Annotated in this window: 14 protein-coding genes and 1 pseudogene; 10 read left to right on the top strand and 5 right to left on the bottom strand. The window is 64.7% G+C overall.

Features of this window, described 5'->3' with window-relative positions:
- From WAO18_RS19115 to WAO18_RS19105, 3 genes and pseudogenes are all read left to right on the top strand, one after another.
- Window positions 1-1,007, top strand: a 1,007-nt coding sequence (locus tag WAO18_RS19115; RefSeq protein WP_422207801.1) for an ATP-dependent DNA ligase, incomplete at its 5' end; no start/stop codon positions are given.
- Window positions 1,008-1,052: 45 nt separating this feature from the next.
- A complete protein-coding gene (locus WAO18_RS19110) occupies window positions 1,053-3,314 on the top strand; it encodes a carbon starvation CstA family protein (protein ID WP_422207800.1) in 2,262 nt (753 codons plus the stop codon).
- A 268-nt stretch (window positions 3,315-3,582) separates the two neighbouring features.
- A pseudogene (locus WAO18_RS19105) lies at window positions 3,583-4,650 on the top strand (phosphatase PAP2 family protein); the annotation flags it as partial.
- Here the strand turns inward: WAO18_RS19105 and WAO18_RS19100 are convergent.
- Complete coding sequence (locus WAO18_RS19100; protein ID WP_422207799.1) at window positions 4,615-5,553, bottom strand: D-2-hydroxyacid dehydrogenase family protein; 939 nt, start codon at window positions 5,551-5,553, stop codon at window positions 4,615-4,617. The pseudogene WAO18_RS19105 and the gene WAO18_RS19100 overlap by 36 nt on opposite strands.
- A 95-nt stretch (window positions 5,554-5,648) precedes the next feature.
- Between WAO18_RS19100 and WAO18_RS19095 the strand changes: the two genes are divergently transcribed.
- Window positions 5,649-5,822 carry a CsbD family protein gene (locus tag WAO18_RS19095; protein WP_422207798.1) on the top strand — a complete coding sequence of 58 codons (174 nt, stop codon included), beginning with the start codon at window positions 5,649-5,651 and terminating at the stop codon, window positions 5,820-5,822.
- A gap of 64 nt (window positions 5,823-5,886) precedes the next feature.
- Here WAO18_RS19095 and WAO18_RS19090 read toward each other — a convergent pair whose 3' ends face one another.
- Complete coding sequence (locus WAO18_RS19090) at window positions 5,887-6,366, bottom strand: VOC family protein (RefSeq protein ID WP_422207797.1); 480 nt, start codon at window positions 6,364-6,366, stop codon at window positions 5,887-5,889.
- A 92-nt stretch (window positions 6,367-6,458) separates the two neighbouring features.
- Between WAO18_RS19090 and WAO18_RS19085 the strand changes: the two genes are divergently transcribed.
- Window positions 6,459-7,379 carry a cation diffusion facilitator family transporter gene (locus WAO18_RS19085; protein WP_422207796.1) on the top strand — a complete coding sequence of 307 codons (921 nt, stop codon included), beginning with the start codon at window positions 6,459-6,461 and terminating at the stop codon, window positions 7,377-7,379.
- Window positions 7,380-7,398: 19 nt separating this feature from the next.
- On the top strand, window positions 7,399-8,175 hold the full coding sequence (locus WAO18_RS19080; protein WP_422207795.1) for an enoyl-CoA hydratase/isomerase family protein: 777 nt from the start codon (window positions 7,399-7,401) through the stop codon (window positions 8,173-8,175).
- Between the two features lie 14 nt (window positions 8,176-8,189).
- Here the strand turns inward: WAO18_RS19080 and WAO18_RS19075 are convergent, their stop codons facing one another.
- Both WAO18_RS19075 and WAO18_RS19070 read right to left on the bottom strand, forming a co-directional pair.
- On the bottom strand, window positions 8,190-8,930 hold the full coding sequence (locus tag WAO18_RS19075; protein WP_422207794.1) for an SDR family NAD(P)-dependent oxidoreductase: 741 nt from the start codon (window positions 8,928-8,930) through the stop codon (window positions 8,190-8,192).
- 376 nt (window positions 8,931-9,306) lie between these two features.
- Window positions 9,307-9,558, bottom strand: a complete 252-nt coding sequence (locus WAO18_RS19070) for a long chain fatty acid-CoA synthetase (protein WP_422207803.1) — start codon at window positions 9,556-9,558, stop codon at window positions 9,307-9,309.
- Window positions 9,559-10,019: 461 nt separating this feature from the next.
- Here WAO18_RS19070 and WAO18_RS19065 point away from each other — a divergent pair, with 461 nt between their 5' ends.
- On the top strand, window positions 10,020-10,679 hold the full coding sequence (locus WAO18_RS19065) for a cutinase family protein (RefSeq protein ID WP_422207802.1): 660 nt from the start codon (window positions 10,020-10,022) through the stop codon (window positions 10,677-10,679).
- A 170-nt stretch (window positions 10,680-10,849) separates the two neighbouring features.
- Here WAO18_RS19065 and WAO18_RS19060 read toward each other — a convergent pair whose 3' ends face one another.
- Window positions 10,850-11,095, bottom strand: a complete 246-nt coding sequence (locus WAO18_RS19060) for a RidA family protein (protein ID WP_422207793.1) — start codon at window positions 11,093-11,095, stop codon at window positions 10,850-10,852.
- A gap of 113 nt (window positions 11,096-11,208) precedes the next feature.
- On the opposite strand from WAO18_RS19060, the gene WAO18_RS19055 reads away from it, so the two are divergent.
- From WAO18_RS19055 to WAO18_RS19045, 3 genes are all read left to right on the top strand, one after another.
- Complete coding sequence (locus tag WAO18_RS19055) at window positions 11,209-12,231, top strand: DUF4331 family protein (RefSeq protein WP_422207792.1); 1,023 nt, start codon at window positions 11,209-11,211, stop codon at window positions 12,229-12,231.
- A gap of 26 nt (window positions 12,232-12,257) precedes the next feature.
- Window positions 12,258-12,797, top strand: a complete 540-nt coding sequence (locus tag WAO18_RS19050) for a hypothetical protein (protein ID WP_422207791.1) — start codon at window positions 12,258-12,260, stop codon at window positions 12,795-12,797.
- A 204-nt stretch (window positions 12,798-13,001) separates the two neighbouring features.
- The gene (locus WAO18_RS19045; RefSeq protein ID WP_422207790.1) at window positions 13,002-14,132 is read left to right on the top strand and encodes a DUF1611 domain-containing protein; all 1,131 of its coding nucleotides are present in this window, start codon (window positions 13,002-13,004) and stop codon (window positions 14,130-14,132) included.
- Window positions 14,133-14,284: the final 152 nt, after the last annotated feature.

Below are 14,284 nucleotides of genomic sequence, written 5' to 3'. Positions count from 1 at the left end.
AGTTCACGCTGCGGGTCGGGCGGCCGGTCGGCCCGATGCTGGCGCAGACTGCGTCCGGCGTAGGCGAAGCGTTGGAAAAGCTCGGTGGCACAGCTGTTTTCGAGGCGAAGCTGGACGGCGCTCGCGTGCAGATCCACCGGGCCGGCGATCAGGTCACCATCTACACCCGAAGCCTCGACGACGTCACAGCTCGGTTGCCCGAGGTGGTGGTGGCGACGCTGGCGCTACCGGTCCGCGAGTTGATCGCCGACGGGGAGGCGATCGCGTTACGCCCGGACGGCAGGCCGCAGCCCTTCCAGGTCACCGGGTCACGCTTCGGCCGGTCGGTCGACGTCGAGGCTGCCCGCATCGCCCAGCCGCTGTCGGTCTTCTTCTTCGACATCCTGCACCGCGACGGTGTCGACCTGCTCGACGCGCCAACCAGTGAGCGCACCGCGGCGCTCGACGACATCGCGCCCGCAGACAACCGGGTCGATCGCCTGGTCACGTCGGATCCCGGTGCGGCCGCGAGCTTTCTGGAGACAACGCTTGCCGCGGGGCACGAGGGCGTGATGGCCAAGTCACTGACCGCGCCCTACGAGGCGGGGCGCCGCGGAGCGGGCTGGCTCAAGGTCAAGCCGGTCCACACCCTGGATCTGGTGGTGCTGGCTGTCGAGTGGGGATCGGGCCGCCGCACCGGAAAGCTGTCCAATATTCATCTGGGCGCCCTCGACCCGGCCAGCGGCGGCTACGTGATGTTGGGCAAGACGTTCAAGGGGATGACCGACGCGATGCTGGAATGGCAGACCGCGCGGTTTCAGGAATTGGCGGTGGGCGGCACCGAGGGCTACGTCGTGCGGGTGCGACCGGAGCAAGTCGTGGAGGTGGCGTTCGACGGTATCCAGGGGTCCTCGCGTTACCCCGGCGGTTTGGCGCTGCGCTTCGCTCGGGTGCTGCGCTACCGCGACGACAAGGGGCCCGACGAAGCCGACACCATCGACACCGTGCGCGCAATGTACGAGGGTTAAGCTGCCAGCGGCCCAATTCGGCGTGTGCACCCGACAGGAGGCGCCGTGGCAGCACCCCCGCAGCCGACGCCCGACACCGAACACCTGAGCTACATCCACACCGACGCCGACCTGCCCCCGGTCGCCATCATCGACCACTCCCCGATCCGCACGCCGCACAAGATCTTTTTCGGTGCGATCGCCGTGCTCGGCGCCGTGGCCTGGATGATCATCGCCTTCGTTCGCGGCGAGACGGTCAACGCGGTGTGGTTCGTCATCGCGGCGATCTGCACATACGTCATCGGATACCGGTTCTACGCGCGCCTGATCGAGACGAAGATCGTCCATCCTCGCGACGACCACGCAACGCCTGCAGAGGTTTTCGATGACGGCACCGACTACGTACCCACCGATCGACGGGTATTGTTCGGCCACCATTTCGCCGCCATCGCCGGAGCCGGACCGCTCGTCGGGCCGGTGCTTGCCGCCCAGATGGGTTATCTCCCGTGCAGCATCTGGATCGTGGTCGGCGCGGTGTTCGCCGGCGCGGTGCAGGACTATCTGGTGCTGTGGATCTCCACCCGCCGGCGCGGCCGCTCACTCGGTCAGATGGCCCGCGACGAGCTCGGCGCCATCGGCGGTGCCGCCGCTCTGGTCGGGGCCTTCGTCATCATGGTCATCATCATCGCGGTGCTCGCGCTGGTGGTGGTGCGAGGACTGGCCCAAAGCCCGTGGGGCGTGTTCTCCATCGCGATGACCATTCCGATCGCCGTGTTCATGGGCTGCTATCTGCGTTTCCTACGCCCCGGTCAAGTCGCCGAAGTGTCCGTGATCGGCTTCGTGTTGTTGATGCTCGCCGTCGCATCCGGCCACTTAGTCGGCGAAACAGCTTGGGGTGCAACGTGGTTGAACTTATCCCCGGTGACCGTGTCGTGGTTGATCGTCGGCTACGGTTTCCTGGCATCCGTGCTGCCGGTGTGGTTGCTACTCGCGCCTCGCGATTACCTGTCCACGTTCATGAAGGTGGGAGCCATCGTCTTGCTGGCGATCGGGATTTGCATCGCGCATCCGGTCATGCAGGCGCCCGCGATCTCACGCTTCGCCACGCGTGGTGATGGACCGGTGTTCTCCGGGTCGCTGTTCCCGTTTTTGTTCATCACCATCGCGTGCGGCGCGCTATCGGGCTTTCACGCACTCATCTCGTCGGGCACGACGCCGAAGCTGCTGGAGAAGGAAAGCCAGATGCGGCTGATCGGTTACGGCGGCATGCTCACCGAATCATTCGTGGCGGTGATGGCACTGATCAGTGCCGCGATCCTGGACCAGCATCTGTATTTCACCCTCAATGCGCCGGTCGCTCGCACCGGCGGCGGCGCCGCAACCGCCGCGGACTACGTGAATCACCTTGGCCTGTCAGGCCCGCCGGTGACTGCTGCCGACCTCAATCAGGCCGCGGCCAGCGTGGGTGAAAAGTCGATCGTGTCGCGCACTGGCGGCGCACCGACTCTTGCGGTCGGCATGTCCGAAGTGCTGCAACGGGTTTTGGGCGGCGCGGGCCTCAAAGCGTTCTGGTATCACTTCGCGATCATGTTCGAGGCATTATTCATTTTGACCGCCGTCGACGCCGGCACCAGGGTCGCGCGTTTCATGCTTTCCGACGCACTCGGCAACCTGGGCGGCCCGCTGGCCAAACTGCGCAACCCCGGCTGGCGCCCGGGCGTATGGATCTGCAGCCTGGCGGTGGCGGCCGCGTGGGGCAGCATTCTGTTGATGGGCGTGACCGACCCCCTGGGCGGTATCAACACGCTGTTCCCGCTGTTCGGCATTGCCAACCAATTGCTGGCCGCGATCGCGCTGACCGTGGTCACCGTGGTGGTCGTCAAGAAGGGTTGTGTGAAGTGGGCGTGGATCCCGGGGATCCCCCTTTTGTGGGATCTGACGGTCACGCTGACCGCGTCGTGGCAGAAGATCTTCTCCGCCGACCCCAACGTGGGCTACTGGACGCAGCATTTCCAGTACGTCGCTGCCAAAGCATCGGGTAAGACGGCGTTCGGGTCTGCGAAGACCGCCGATCAGCTGGCCGACGTCATCAGAAACACGTTCATCCAGGGCACGCTGTCAGTCCTCTTCGCGGCCGTCGTCCTGATCGTGCTGTTGGCTGCAATTACCGCGCTATTCAAGATAATTCGCGGTGGCGGCATTCCGCTGACCGAAGACGACCCGGTACCGTCGAGAATGTTCGCACCGTCCGGCATGATCTCCACCGCGGAAGAGCGCAAGGTGCAACGACAGTGGAGTGTTCTGGCCCTGATGCACCTTGACGGGTAAACCCGAATCCACCCCCACGGCATAGCGACACGCGACCTAGCGCTAAACCTCCGTTAAAACCGTTCGCCTGCAGCGTTTTTGGCCGATTGTCTGGTTTAATATTACTTCACCATAAGAATGAACGGATGGAAAACAACCGGAAAAGGATAAGGTTGGACTGGTGTCAGTAACAACCGATGGCCGGGTCCGGCTGTTCAAGCGTGACCCACAGGTGGGGCCCGGCGGGCGCCGCCCACACCGGTCCTCCTCCATACCAGCCCAGCAAGCCGTGTCCCCCGGCGAATCCGATCCGGCCCACCGCGATCGTTGGCTCGCCTGGGCGCGGCGGGCAGCCGTCACCACCTGGGCTCTGGCGGTGACCTACCGAACGGTGACGGACGGGGTCGCGTTCAACCGCGAACTGCTGTTGCTCTACATCGCCACCGGGCTCGTCGCCGCCAGCATCGGCCGCGGGCACAAGGTGTTCGCGGTGGTGCGCGACTGGCTGCCGTTCGCGCTCGTGCTGGTGCTCTACGACCTCAGCCGCGGTGCGGCCGACGCGCTCGGGGCCCCCACGCTCTGGCGATTCCAGCCCGACGCAGACCGCTGGTTGTTTTTCGGCACCGTCCCGACGGTATGGCTGCAGGAACGCATCAAAATGCCGCTCCCACCGTGGTGGGAAGTGATCATCAGCAGCATCTACATGTCGTTTTTCATCCTGCCGTATGTGGTCGCCGGAGTGCTCTGGCTGTACAGCCGGACCGACTGGGCGGCTTTCGTCCGCCGTTTCGTTGTGCTGTCGTTCGCCGCTGTCGCCGTGTACGTGGTGCTGCCGGCGGCTCCGCCGTGGGCGGCTGCGCGTTGCACCCCGGCCGACATCGCCGGTGGCCCGGCCAACCCACCCTGCATGTTCCGATTCCCAGCAGGCGTCACCGACGGCGGACTGCTGGGCGCGATGCACATGAGCCAGCCCGGCGCCAACCAGTTCGTGGAGCGGATCTCCACCCGCGGGTGGGGAACGCTGCACATGCAGTCGGCCACCGCGCTGGTCAACTCGGGGCAGGTCAGCGTGAACCTGGTCGCGGCGATTCCCTCGCTGCACGCCGCATTGACCGCGATGATTTCGATCTTCCTGTGGCGGCGGGTCAGGCGCGGGTGGCGCCCGTTGCTGGTGGCTTACCCGCTGGCAATGGCCTTCGTGCTGGTGTACTCCGCGGAGCACTTCGTCGTCGACATCTTGCTGGGCTGGGCGCTCGCCGTGGCGGTGTCAGCGCTACTGGGCCTCGTTGATGCATGGTGGGCCCGTCGTCGTGCGTCGAATTCAGCCGCTGCTGCCCTGGCTCAGCCATCGGGCGATCTTGGCCGCGGCCTCCCCGTAGAAGACCCGGTAGACCTGCTCGGCGACGTATCCGATGTGCGGGGTGGCCACCACGGTTTCCAGCGACCGCAGCGGGTGCCCGGCGGGTAGCGGCTCGGTGTCGAAGACGTCGAGGCCGGCGCCGGCGAGGCGCTGCGATCGCAGAGCTTCGACGAGGGCAGACTCGTCGACGATCGGGCCACGAGATGTGTTGATTAGCAACGCCGTCGGCTTCATCAGCGCCAGTTCGGCGCTGCCGATCAGGCCGCGAGAGCGCTCGCTGAGCACCAGATGGATGGTTAGGACGTCGGCGCGGCTGAGCAACTCGTCTTTGGACACATAGGTCGCCCCGGCTTGTTCGGCGGCCTCCGGTGTCAGGTTGGTGCTCCACGCGATGATGTCCATCCCGAACGTCTTGCCGACCTGCGCCACCCGGCTGCCGATCCGCCCCAACCCCAGTACGCCCAGCACGGCGCCGCCCAACTGCCGGCCGACCGACACCTGCCAGCCGTCGGCGCGCACCGAAGCGGACTCGTCCACAATCCTGCGGGCGGTGGCCAGGATCAGCGCCCAGGTGAGCTCGATCGTCGACTCGACGTAGCCGCCGGTGGTGCTGACGTAGATGCCACGCTCCTTGGCGGCTGCGACGTCGATCGAAGCGTTGAACGGCCCGGTCGACGCGATCATCTTCAGCCGCGGCAAGCGGTCGATGACGCTACGCGGCAACGGTGTGCGCTCACGCATGACGCACACCACGTCGAACGGCGCCAGTCGCTCAACGACGGCATCGACATCGGCGAGGTGATCGTTGAAGACGGTGATTTCAGCTTTGGCCGCCACCTCAGACCAGTCAGCCATGCGCAACGCGACGTTCTGATAATCGTCGAGAATCGCGACTCGCATCGTGCCAATCTCGCACACCTGGTTTGACCGGCTTTCGGGCCGGGTAGTCCTCCCGACGCGAAGCAGCAGTGTTGAAAGCAAAGGAGCTGAAGCGCATGGGAGCCCACGACAAGGTGAGCAACAAGATCGATGACATCGCAGGTAAGGCGAAAGAAGGTCTTGGCAAGGCCACCGGCGACGACCAGACTCGCACCGAAGGCAAGCTCGACCAGGCGAAGTCCAGCGTCAAGGACGCGGCCGAGCACGTGAAGGACGCCTTCAAGAAGTAGCTGCGAACAGGCCAGCACAGAGGACGGCCACCGGTGGACCCGACCCCGGTGGCCTTCCGCCTGTTTACGGCGCGGCCCAGTGCTCGCCGGACGCGCCCCCTTCTGCCGGTTCGTTGACGCCGAAGATAAACGGCGCGAATACCACCTCACGACCGTCCGGATCGCTATAGGTGACCGATCCGGACGCTGCCCAATATGGATGCGAGTCAACGGGTTTGACACCAGCCGCCACCAGGCGAGAAGTCGCTCGTTGCTGAGCCGCGGCATCGGGGAAATACAAGCACAGCTGTTCGTGACTATCGATCGCAACCGGTTCGGTGGCCTCGACGATCTCGAAGGTCAGCGCCGAGCCGGGTAAGCCGAATATCGCTCCGGTGCTGCCATAACTGTCGCCGAACGTGGCGCGCAGCGGCAAGCCGACCAGGTCGCGGTAGAAGCGGACGGTGTCCTCGAAATGCGCTGAGCGGCGGGCGAATCGGAGCGCACCGATCGAACTCAATTCTTCGGACCAGCCATTGCCCGATGAGATCACGCTATCTGTCATGCGATGAGGCTAAAACCTCAACCTTGCTTCAGGTCAAGGGCTGATGCCGTCCAGGCTTTGCGATACCGCCGGCGGCAGGCATTCTTACCCGTATGCATCAGATCAACGGAGCCCGCGACCCGGCGGTAAGTTTTCCACTCGACATCACCACCGACGATGCGGACGAACGCCGACAGGCTAACCGCGCGATTGCGATCAGCGCCCTGGGGTTGGCGTTAACCGGAATGGTCGAACTGGTCATCGCGTTGGTGTCGGGATCGGTCGCACTGCTGGGTGACGCGTTGCACAACTTGTCCGATGTATCGACCAGCGTCCTGGTATTCGTCGGGTTCCGGGCGTCGCGCCGACTCCCCACCGAGCGTTACCCCTATGGTTTCGAGCGCGCCGAGGATCTCGCCGGAATCGGTGTGGCGCTGGTGATTTGGGGTAGTGCCTTGGTCGCCGGGTTCGAAAGCATCGAGAAGCTGTTGCGCCACGGCAGCACGGGACACGTTGGCTGGGGAATCGCCGCCGCCGCGGTGGGAATCGCCGGCAACCAATTGGTGGCGAGATACAAACTGACGGTTGGCCGGCGGATCCGCTCAGCAACCATGGTGGCCGATGCCAAGCACTCGTGGCTCGATGCGCTGTCCTCGGCCGGCGCCATGCTCGGGCTGACCGGGGTGGCTCTTGGCTGGGCATGGGGTGACGCGATCGCGGGAATCATCGTGACCGGGTTCATCTGTCATGTCGGCTGGGAGGTAACCGCGGACATCGCCCATCGCCTGCTCGACGGCGTAGACCCGGAAATCATCACCACCGCCGAGACCGCCGCCATCGAAGTGCCCGGGGTCCAGCATGCACACGCCCGCGCGCGATGGACGGGGCGAACCCTGCGTGTCGAAGTCGAAGGATTCCTGGATTCCGAGACGTCGCTGACTACCGCCGATCAGATCGGCCGCGACGTGGCCTCGCTACTCACGTCTCGAATTCCCGACATGCAGAGCTTCAGCTGGTCGGCGCGAGCCGCCTGACAGTGGCTGTGCGAAAGCCATGAGCCATCAGATCCAGGTCGAGGTATCCGCCGACCACGTCGCCACAGTCGAGTTCGAACGCGGCACGCGTAACCACTTCGACGCCGGACTCATCGCCGGGCTGGCCGACACCTTCGAGCGTCTCGATGTTGACGCGGACGCGCGGGCGATCGTGCTGTGCTCGTCTGGCCGGCATTTCTGCGCGGGCGCAGATCTGCCGGGCGCCCTCAGCGGAAGCCAACCATCGGTCGCAGGCTCCACGGGTTCGCTCTACGACGAGGCCGTGCGACTATTCGCTGCCCGCACACCGATCGTCGCCGCCGTGCAAGGTGCGGCGGTCGGCGGGGGCCTCGGTTTGGCGCTGGTGGCCGACTTCCGCGTCGCCGGGCCGTCCACGCGTTTCATCGCAAACTTCAGCCGCCTTGGGCTGCACCAGGGATTCGGGATCACCGTTACGTTGCCGGCGGTGGTCGGGATGCAGTGCGCTCAGGAGATGCTGTACACCGGCCGCGTGGTGGACGGCGAGGAAGCGACACGTATCGGCTTGTCCGACCGCCTGGCAACCGACGACGCGGTGCGATCGACCGCGCACGCCTTCGCCGCCGAGATCGCTTCCAGCGCCCCGCTCGCGGTTGCGTCCATCCGTCAGACGTTGCGTGGCGACCTGGCGGATCGAGTGCGCGCGGCGACTGCTCACGAGCAAGCCGAGCAGATCCGGCTCGCGGCCACAGCGGACTTCGTCGAAGGGGTCTCAGCCACTGCCGAGCAGCGGGAGCCTCGCTTCACCGGCTCATGACCCCCTAGCTGTACCTAGCCGGCGCCCTTGCCGTTGTCGACCCGGTACACGGCGCCATGGATGGCGGCTGCGGCGTCGCTGGCCAGGAATGCGATCACGTTCGCTACGTCGAGGGGTTGCATCATGCCGCGTGGTGAGGCGGTGCGCATGATCAGGTCGTAGTTCGGGTTCTCGGGCGCCGTGAACTGCTCGATTTGCGGCGTCAGCATGCCGCCCGGGCAAACGGCGTTGACTCGCAGACGATCCGCCGTGTATTCCACCGCCAGAGCGCGGGTAAGCCCGATCAGGCCATGCTTGGCGGCGCAGTAGCCGGCCGAATAGGCCTGGCCTTCGACGCCGGCGATGGAGCTGACATTGACGATGTTGCCGCCTCGCTGCAGCAGATAAGGCAGTGCCGCCCTGCACAGGTGGAACGGCCCGTTGAGGTTGACCGCCAGATCTTGTGCCCAGTCGTCGTCGGTCATCGACTCCGTCCGGCGCATCTGGTGTCGCCCAGCGATGTTGACCAAGACGTCCAAGCCGCCCAGTTGACGCACGCACTGCTCGACCGCGTCCCGACAGGCCTGCGCCGACGCAATGTCCACCGACGCGTAGGAACCATGTTCGACATCGGCGAAAACCTCGGACAACCGCCCATCGTCTCGACCTATGCCGAAAACCGTTGCGCCCTGGCGTGATAAGAGCCGGGCGGTCTGCGCACCGAGACCCGACGATGCGCCGGTCACGAACGCGATCTTGCCCTCAAGCGTTGACATACCGTTGCCTCACCAACCTGGCGCGCCTCGGTAGGAGCGCATCCGCGTAACGCTACTCCGCAGCAGATCAAGTGGCGCAAGGATTCTCAGCCCGAACAGCTCGACCACGGGCTCAGCCCGGAACCTGTGCCGGACACGGCGCGCGGCTACCAAAACGAGCAGGTTGGCTGTCCGCCTTCCCAACGCGATCCGACTCGTGCGCTTCTTCCAGGTTGACGGCGCCGAGCCCGCGCGCCGACCCAAGTAGTAGCCGACGCACGCTGCCATGGTCAGAGCGGCGATTGCCGCAAACACCGTCATGCTGATGAGCGTTCTTGGTCACCGTCGCGGTGAGGTCACGCTCGAGATACACCTCGGCCAATAATGAAGGCCGGCGTCAGCCGATCTCGCTCTTGACGTGCACGGCGACATAACCGATCGGGATGCCGGTCCAGACTGCGATGCATTCCCGCGCCGCCAATTCCACCGCCGCAAGGCGGCTGGCGTGGGTGACCCTGTCGATCTCGGGGATCCGGATCGTCCAGCCGTCTGCGTCACGGCTGACTTCGACGTCGAAGCACTGGCCGACCGTTGGACATGTAACGCGGGAAGCGAATCGCTGGGCGCTGCGTACACGTCGTGGGCGCACCAGCACGGGCTGAGTGGGCATGGCCGCTTTCCTGAGTCGAGAACAAACCGCGCGCAAGCGTATTGCGAATCGAAGCGAAAACCTAATCGTCGCCGCAGAACCCCGCATCGATCGGGAAAAACAACGCTTCAGCTGCTGTTTCGTTGCATGTTGTTTGGTTTGTGGTGCCGCCGGTCACCTGCAGTTTCCTTTCCGGCCGTCCAGTACGGAATGAAGACCGTCCGTACCGGCGTTGTAACGGTCTGAGTTTGACCACCGCCAGTATGGGATATCAAAATGACCCACGGCACCGACGCCGACGCCCGCACTGCGCGAGAGTCTTACCGCGCATACGCTCCAAAAAGCATCCTCGTTCGACGAAAGGCAACACCGTGCACGACACAACCCGCTATGGCATATCGCCCCTGTCATGGTGCGCGCAGTCGACGACCAGAGTCCTGCAGTGGGCAGCGGTCCTCACGGTGTTCTTTACCGCGGCTGTAGCGACCCCGGCGATCAGCAAGGCCGCCGCGGATGGACAGTGCGCAGACGTCGAGGTCATTTTCGCCCGCGGCACCATGGAGCCACCTGGTCCCGGCGCAGTCGGACAACAATTCTCTGACGCGCTCACATCCCGTCTGGGCGGCAATTCGGTCGACGTGTATCCGGTCAATTACCCTGCTTCGCTGAACTTCTCGCAAGCTGCAGACGGCATTGCCGATGCCGCCAATAGAGTCCTCGACACCGTCAACACGTGCCCCAACAGCAAGATCGTTCTCGGGGGTTACTCGCAGGGCGCGGCGATCGCGGCCTACATCACCGCCGACAGCGTTCCACCCGGATACGCCCTGCCGGAAGGCATTGCGGGTCCGCTGCCACCCAACGCCGCCTCGCACGTTGCCGCGGTCGCGCTGTTCGGCAAGCCGTCCAACGGATTCCTCAACCTGGTCGATCGCAACGCCCCGCCGATCAACATCGGGCCGCTCTACACCCATAAGACGATCGATCTGTGCGCACCCCAAGACCCGGTGTGCTCGTCGGGCCAGGGATTCAGCCGGGCCGCCCACAGCGCCTACAAAACGAACGGGATGACGGACCAGGCTGCCGACTTCGCGGTCGGCGCGATCCACGGCGGACGCTGAGCCCCGCGGCAGCTGAGCTCAGGTAGCCGGTCGACGGATCGCTGTGACTTCGATCTCAACGCGAATGTTGGGCCAGACCAACGCCGGAATGATAGCCAGCATGAACACCGGCTTGTGCGTGATCACCTTGGAACGGACCGCGGCGTAGGCCGGCAGGTCGTCGGCGCTGATCAGCCACTCCGGACGCTGGCGATGTCGGCCAGCGTGGCGCCGGCCCGGCTCAGTGCCTCCTCAACGTTGCGCCACGCCTGTGCGACCTCCTCGCTGAAGTCCTCGGGCAGCGTCCCGTCGGCACGTAACCCTGGCGTGCCAGACGTATGGATCACCTCCATGCCCGCTGGTATTCGCACGGCATCGGCATAGCGTCCGATGTGTGCGGCGACGCCGGTCGAGATGGATTCGAATTCGCTACTCATGTCGCCCAGGCTGCTGCTAATAATGTGGCCTGTCACCCCCTCCAGCCAGATTCACCCGTCCAAGGTGTGATCGATGTCCGGTCACAGCTGTTCGGGCTGCCGACGGTGCCGGATTGAACAGGAAGGCAGAGCCGTTGTCGCATCATTTCGACACCCCGACCGCCCGCCAGGATCCTCGTTTGAACCTGTGCGACATGTATCTGTTCGCCGGTAGCCCCAGCACCACGGTGATGGCGATGACGGTCAATCCGGCCGCGACAGCGCAAACAGCTGCGCCCTTTCGGGATGAGGCCATCTACGCATTCCGATTCGATACGGACGACGATGGCCGAGAAGACGTGACGTTCAAGGTCCGCTTCACCGACGACCCGGATTCGCAGCGGTTTGACGTGTTGCGCAGCGACACAACACCTCACGGCCTCGCCGGTGATGTCATCGCCGCAACGAGTCTTAACAAAACCTTCGATGACGGCTCCGGTGTGCGAGCGTTCGCCGGTGTGGTTCGTGACGCCTTCGCCGGCGACGCGGCCGCGCTGGAGAAGTTCAAGGCGGCGTTCGCCGACGGCAGGTACGAGCCGGAGGCCTTCGATCACCACGTGAATTTCTTTCACGACCGATCCGTCGCCGCCATCGTGCTCGAGGTGCCGAACTCGTTGATCGGCAACGGCGTTCAGGTTCACTCGTGGTCCACGGTGTCGCTATTCGGTCATGCGCCCGAACAGCAAGTCGCGCGCTGGGGGCTCCCCCTGTTCACGCATATCTACCTGCCCGACGCCGAGTCGCGCGAACGGTTCAACCGCAGCAGTCCATCCGACGACGCCGCCCCGTTCCTGGCCGACGCGGCGACGACCGTCAGCAGCTATGCCAAAGCCGCTGGCACCGCGCCCGATTCGGACGTCTACGGCAGTCGTGTGGCGTCGTTGATCGAATCGTTGACGCTGCCCTACCTCATCGGCAGCGCGGCATCCTTCGACTACACCGGATTCAACGGGCGCGCACTCGGCGACAACGTGATGGACTGCATGCTCACACTGCTGACCAATTCGCCGCTGGGTACCCGCATAGCGCCCGATCCTGCCCTCTTCGGCTCGCAATTCCCTTATCTGCAACCTGTTTCGGCGATCGGCACGCACTGACCGCCGTCCACACGAAAGGACAAGACATGCCATTCATTCGCGTCAACTGCCCCAAAGGGGCGCTGTCCGCCGAGCAGAAGGTTGCACTCGCACCCAAACTCGTGCACGCGTTGATCCGCCAGGAGGTCGACCCGGTCACGGAAAGCGGAACGGCCAAAACCGGGATGTTCTTCAACGAACTCGATGTCGAGAACTGCTTTCCGGGCGGAGTGGCGTTGTCGGAGCACCCGGAAAAGGTGTTCTGGACGGTGGAAGCGTTCGTCGCCGCGTCGTATTTCAGTCAGCCACGACGTGACCAGATGCAGCGTGATGTGGCACAAGCGTTCGTCGATGTGATCGGCGACGACGGCAGTGTGCTGCAGGAGGGAGGCATCCGCATCGCGCCGTCGTATCTGATGCGACTCCACGTCGTGTTTGTCGAAATCCCCGAGGGCAGTTGGGGAGCAGGCGGTCAGACCGTCGACACCGAAAAGATCGGCACGCTGATAGGCGCTACCCAAGGTCCGACCCGATTCGCCGAAGCATTGGAGCTCGGCAAGAAGATGAGAGACGCACGGCTGTCGTAACAGCTCGGGGTTGGGCGGAAGCAGGACCGTCAGTACAGATCGGGTAGAGTTAACACGCCGGTAATCTTGCCGGCCCTCAGGGCAGATCACTTGCTGAACGTTGGGCTCACCGCCCCGCCACGATCCCGTCGCCTTCTCTGAGACTTCTCAGAGGACCTCATGACTTCGCTCGCCAGCGATACCCCTTCTCTCGACGCGTCCACAGTGAGTGAGTGGACCCTTCCGGCAACTCCCTTTGCGGTGCCCGTCGGTTCCACCGCGATCGTCTACTGCGAGGGCCAGTTCGGCGAACAGGACGGTAAGACGGCCAACGGCCTGGTCCGGCACTCGGAGAGGTACCAGATCCTCAGCGTCATCGACAGCCTGCGAGCCGGAGTCGATGCCGGGAAGTTCCTCGACGGCACCGCAAATGGCATCCCGGTGCTGGCATCGCTCGCCGAATCCATCTCGCACGCCGGCCGCGTCCCTGACTACCTGATTTGTGGGCTGGCGCCGGCCGACGGCCTGCTGTCGGACGAGCAGCGGGCCGTGCTGCTCGAGGGCATCGCCCACGGGATGCACATCATCAACGGGCTGCACGAATTCCTCAACGACGACGCCGAGTTCGTTGCGGCAGCCGTGATCGCCGGCGTCACGATCACCGACGTACGCCGGCCGAAGGCCAAACGCGACCTGCACCTATTTTCCGGCCGGATCTTCGACGTCACATGTCCCAGAATCGCGGTCCTGGGCACCGACGGGGCGATCGGGAAACGCACCACCGCCACGTTGCTGGTCCAGGCGCTGAAAGCGCGCGGGGTCAACGCGGTCATGGTCGGCACCGGTCAGACCACTTTGATTCAGGGCGGGAAGTACGGCGTCGCGCTGGATGCCCTGGTCCCCCAGTTCTGCTCAGGCGAGGTCGAGCACCAGGTCGTCGCGGCGTTCGAGGGCGAGGATCCTGACGTGATCGTGGTCGAGGGCCAGGGCGCGCTCAGCCACCCCGCTTACATTACGTCGGCTCACATCCTGCGTGGCAGCCAACCGGCCGGCGTGATCGTGCAGCACGCGCCGAAACGCAAAGTGCTGGGCGACTTTCCGATGATGCCGATGCCGACCGCGGCCAGCGAGATCGCACTGATCGAGGCGTTCGCCGACACGCGCGTCATCGGGGTCACGATCAACCACGAAGAGATGACCGACGACGAGCTGAACAACGCTATCTCCGAGCATCATTCGCAGCTCGGTCTCCCTGTCACCGACCCTCTGACCCGGCCGTTGTCGGATCTGGTCGACATGGTGCTGACGGCCTTCCCCGCGCTCGCGGCGGTGGCCGACACGAACACCTCCGTGTGACGCTCCGCGTCGAGATCGATCTCGACAAGATCGAGCAGAACACGCGGACCCTGGTTGACCGGCTTGCCTCGACAGGCATCCGGGTCACCGGCATCACGAAGGCTGTGTTGGGCTCGCCGGGAGTCGGCGCGGCGATGCTGCGCGGCGGCGCC

It is taken from the genome of Mycobacterium sp. (assembly GCF_049278535.1).
Lineage (GTDB): Bacteria > Actinomycetota > Actinomycetes > Mycobacteriales > Mycobacteriaceae > Mycobacterium.
Note: the sequence above shows the minus strand (reverse complement) of the source record. Positions and strands in the feature narration are given on the sequence as shown.

What these genes read in the sequence shown, in the direction of transcription:
- WAO18_RS19100 (WP_422207799.1), bottom strand. Translation starts at nt 5,553, where the DNA reads ATGCGAGTCGCGATTCTCGACGATTATCAGAACGTCGCGTTGCGCATG.
- WAO18_RS19095 (WP_422207798.1), top strand. Translation starts at nt 5,649, where the DNA reads ATGGGAGCCCACGACAAGGTGAGCAACAAGATCGATGACATCGCAGGT.
- WAO18_RS19090 (WP_422207797.1), bottom strand. Translation starts at nt 6,366, where the DNA reads ATGACAGATAGCGTGATCTCATCGGGCAATGGCTGGTCCGAAGAATTG.
- WAO18_RS19085 (WP_422207796.1), top strand. Translation starts at nt 6,459, where the DNA reads ATGCATCAGATCAACGGAGCCCGCGACCCGGCGGTAAGTTTTCCACTC.
- WAO18_RS19080 (WP_422207795.1), top strand. Translation starts at nt 7,399, where the DNA reads ATGAGCCATCAGATCCAGGTCGAGGTATCCGCCGACCACGTCGCCACA.
- WAO18_RS19075 (WP_422207794.1), bottom strand. Translation starts at nt 8,930, where the DNA reads ATGTCAACGCTTGAGGGCAAGATCGCGTTCGTGACCGGCGCATCGTCG.
- WAO18_RS19060 (WP_422207793.1), bottom strand. Translation starts at nt 11,095, where the DNA reads ATGAGTAGCGAATTCGAATCCATCTCGACCGGCGTCGCCGCACACATC.
- WAO18_RS19050 (WP_422207791.1), top strand. Translation starts at nt 12,258, where the DNA reads ATGCCATTCATTCGCGTCAACTGCCCCAAAGGGGCGCTGTCCGCCGAG.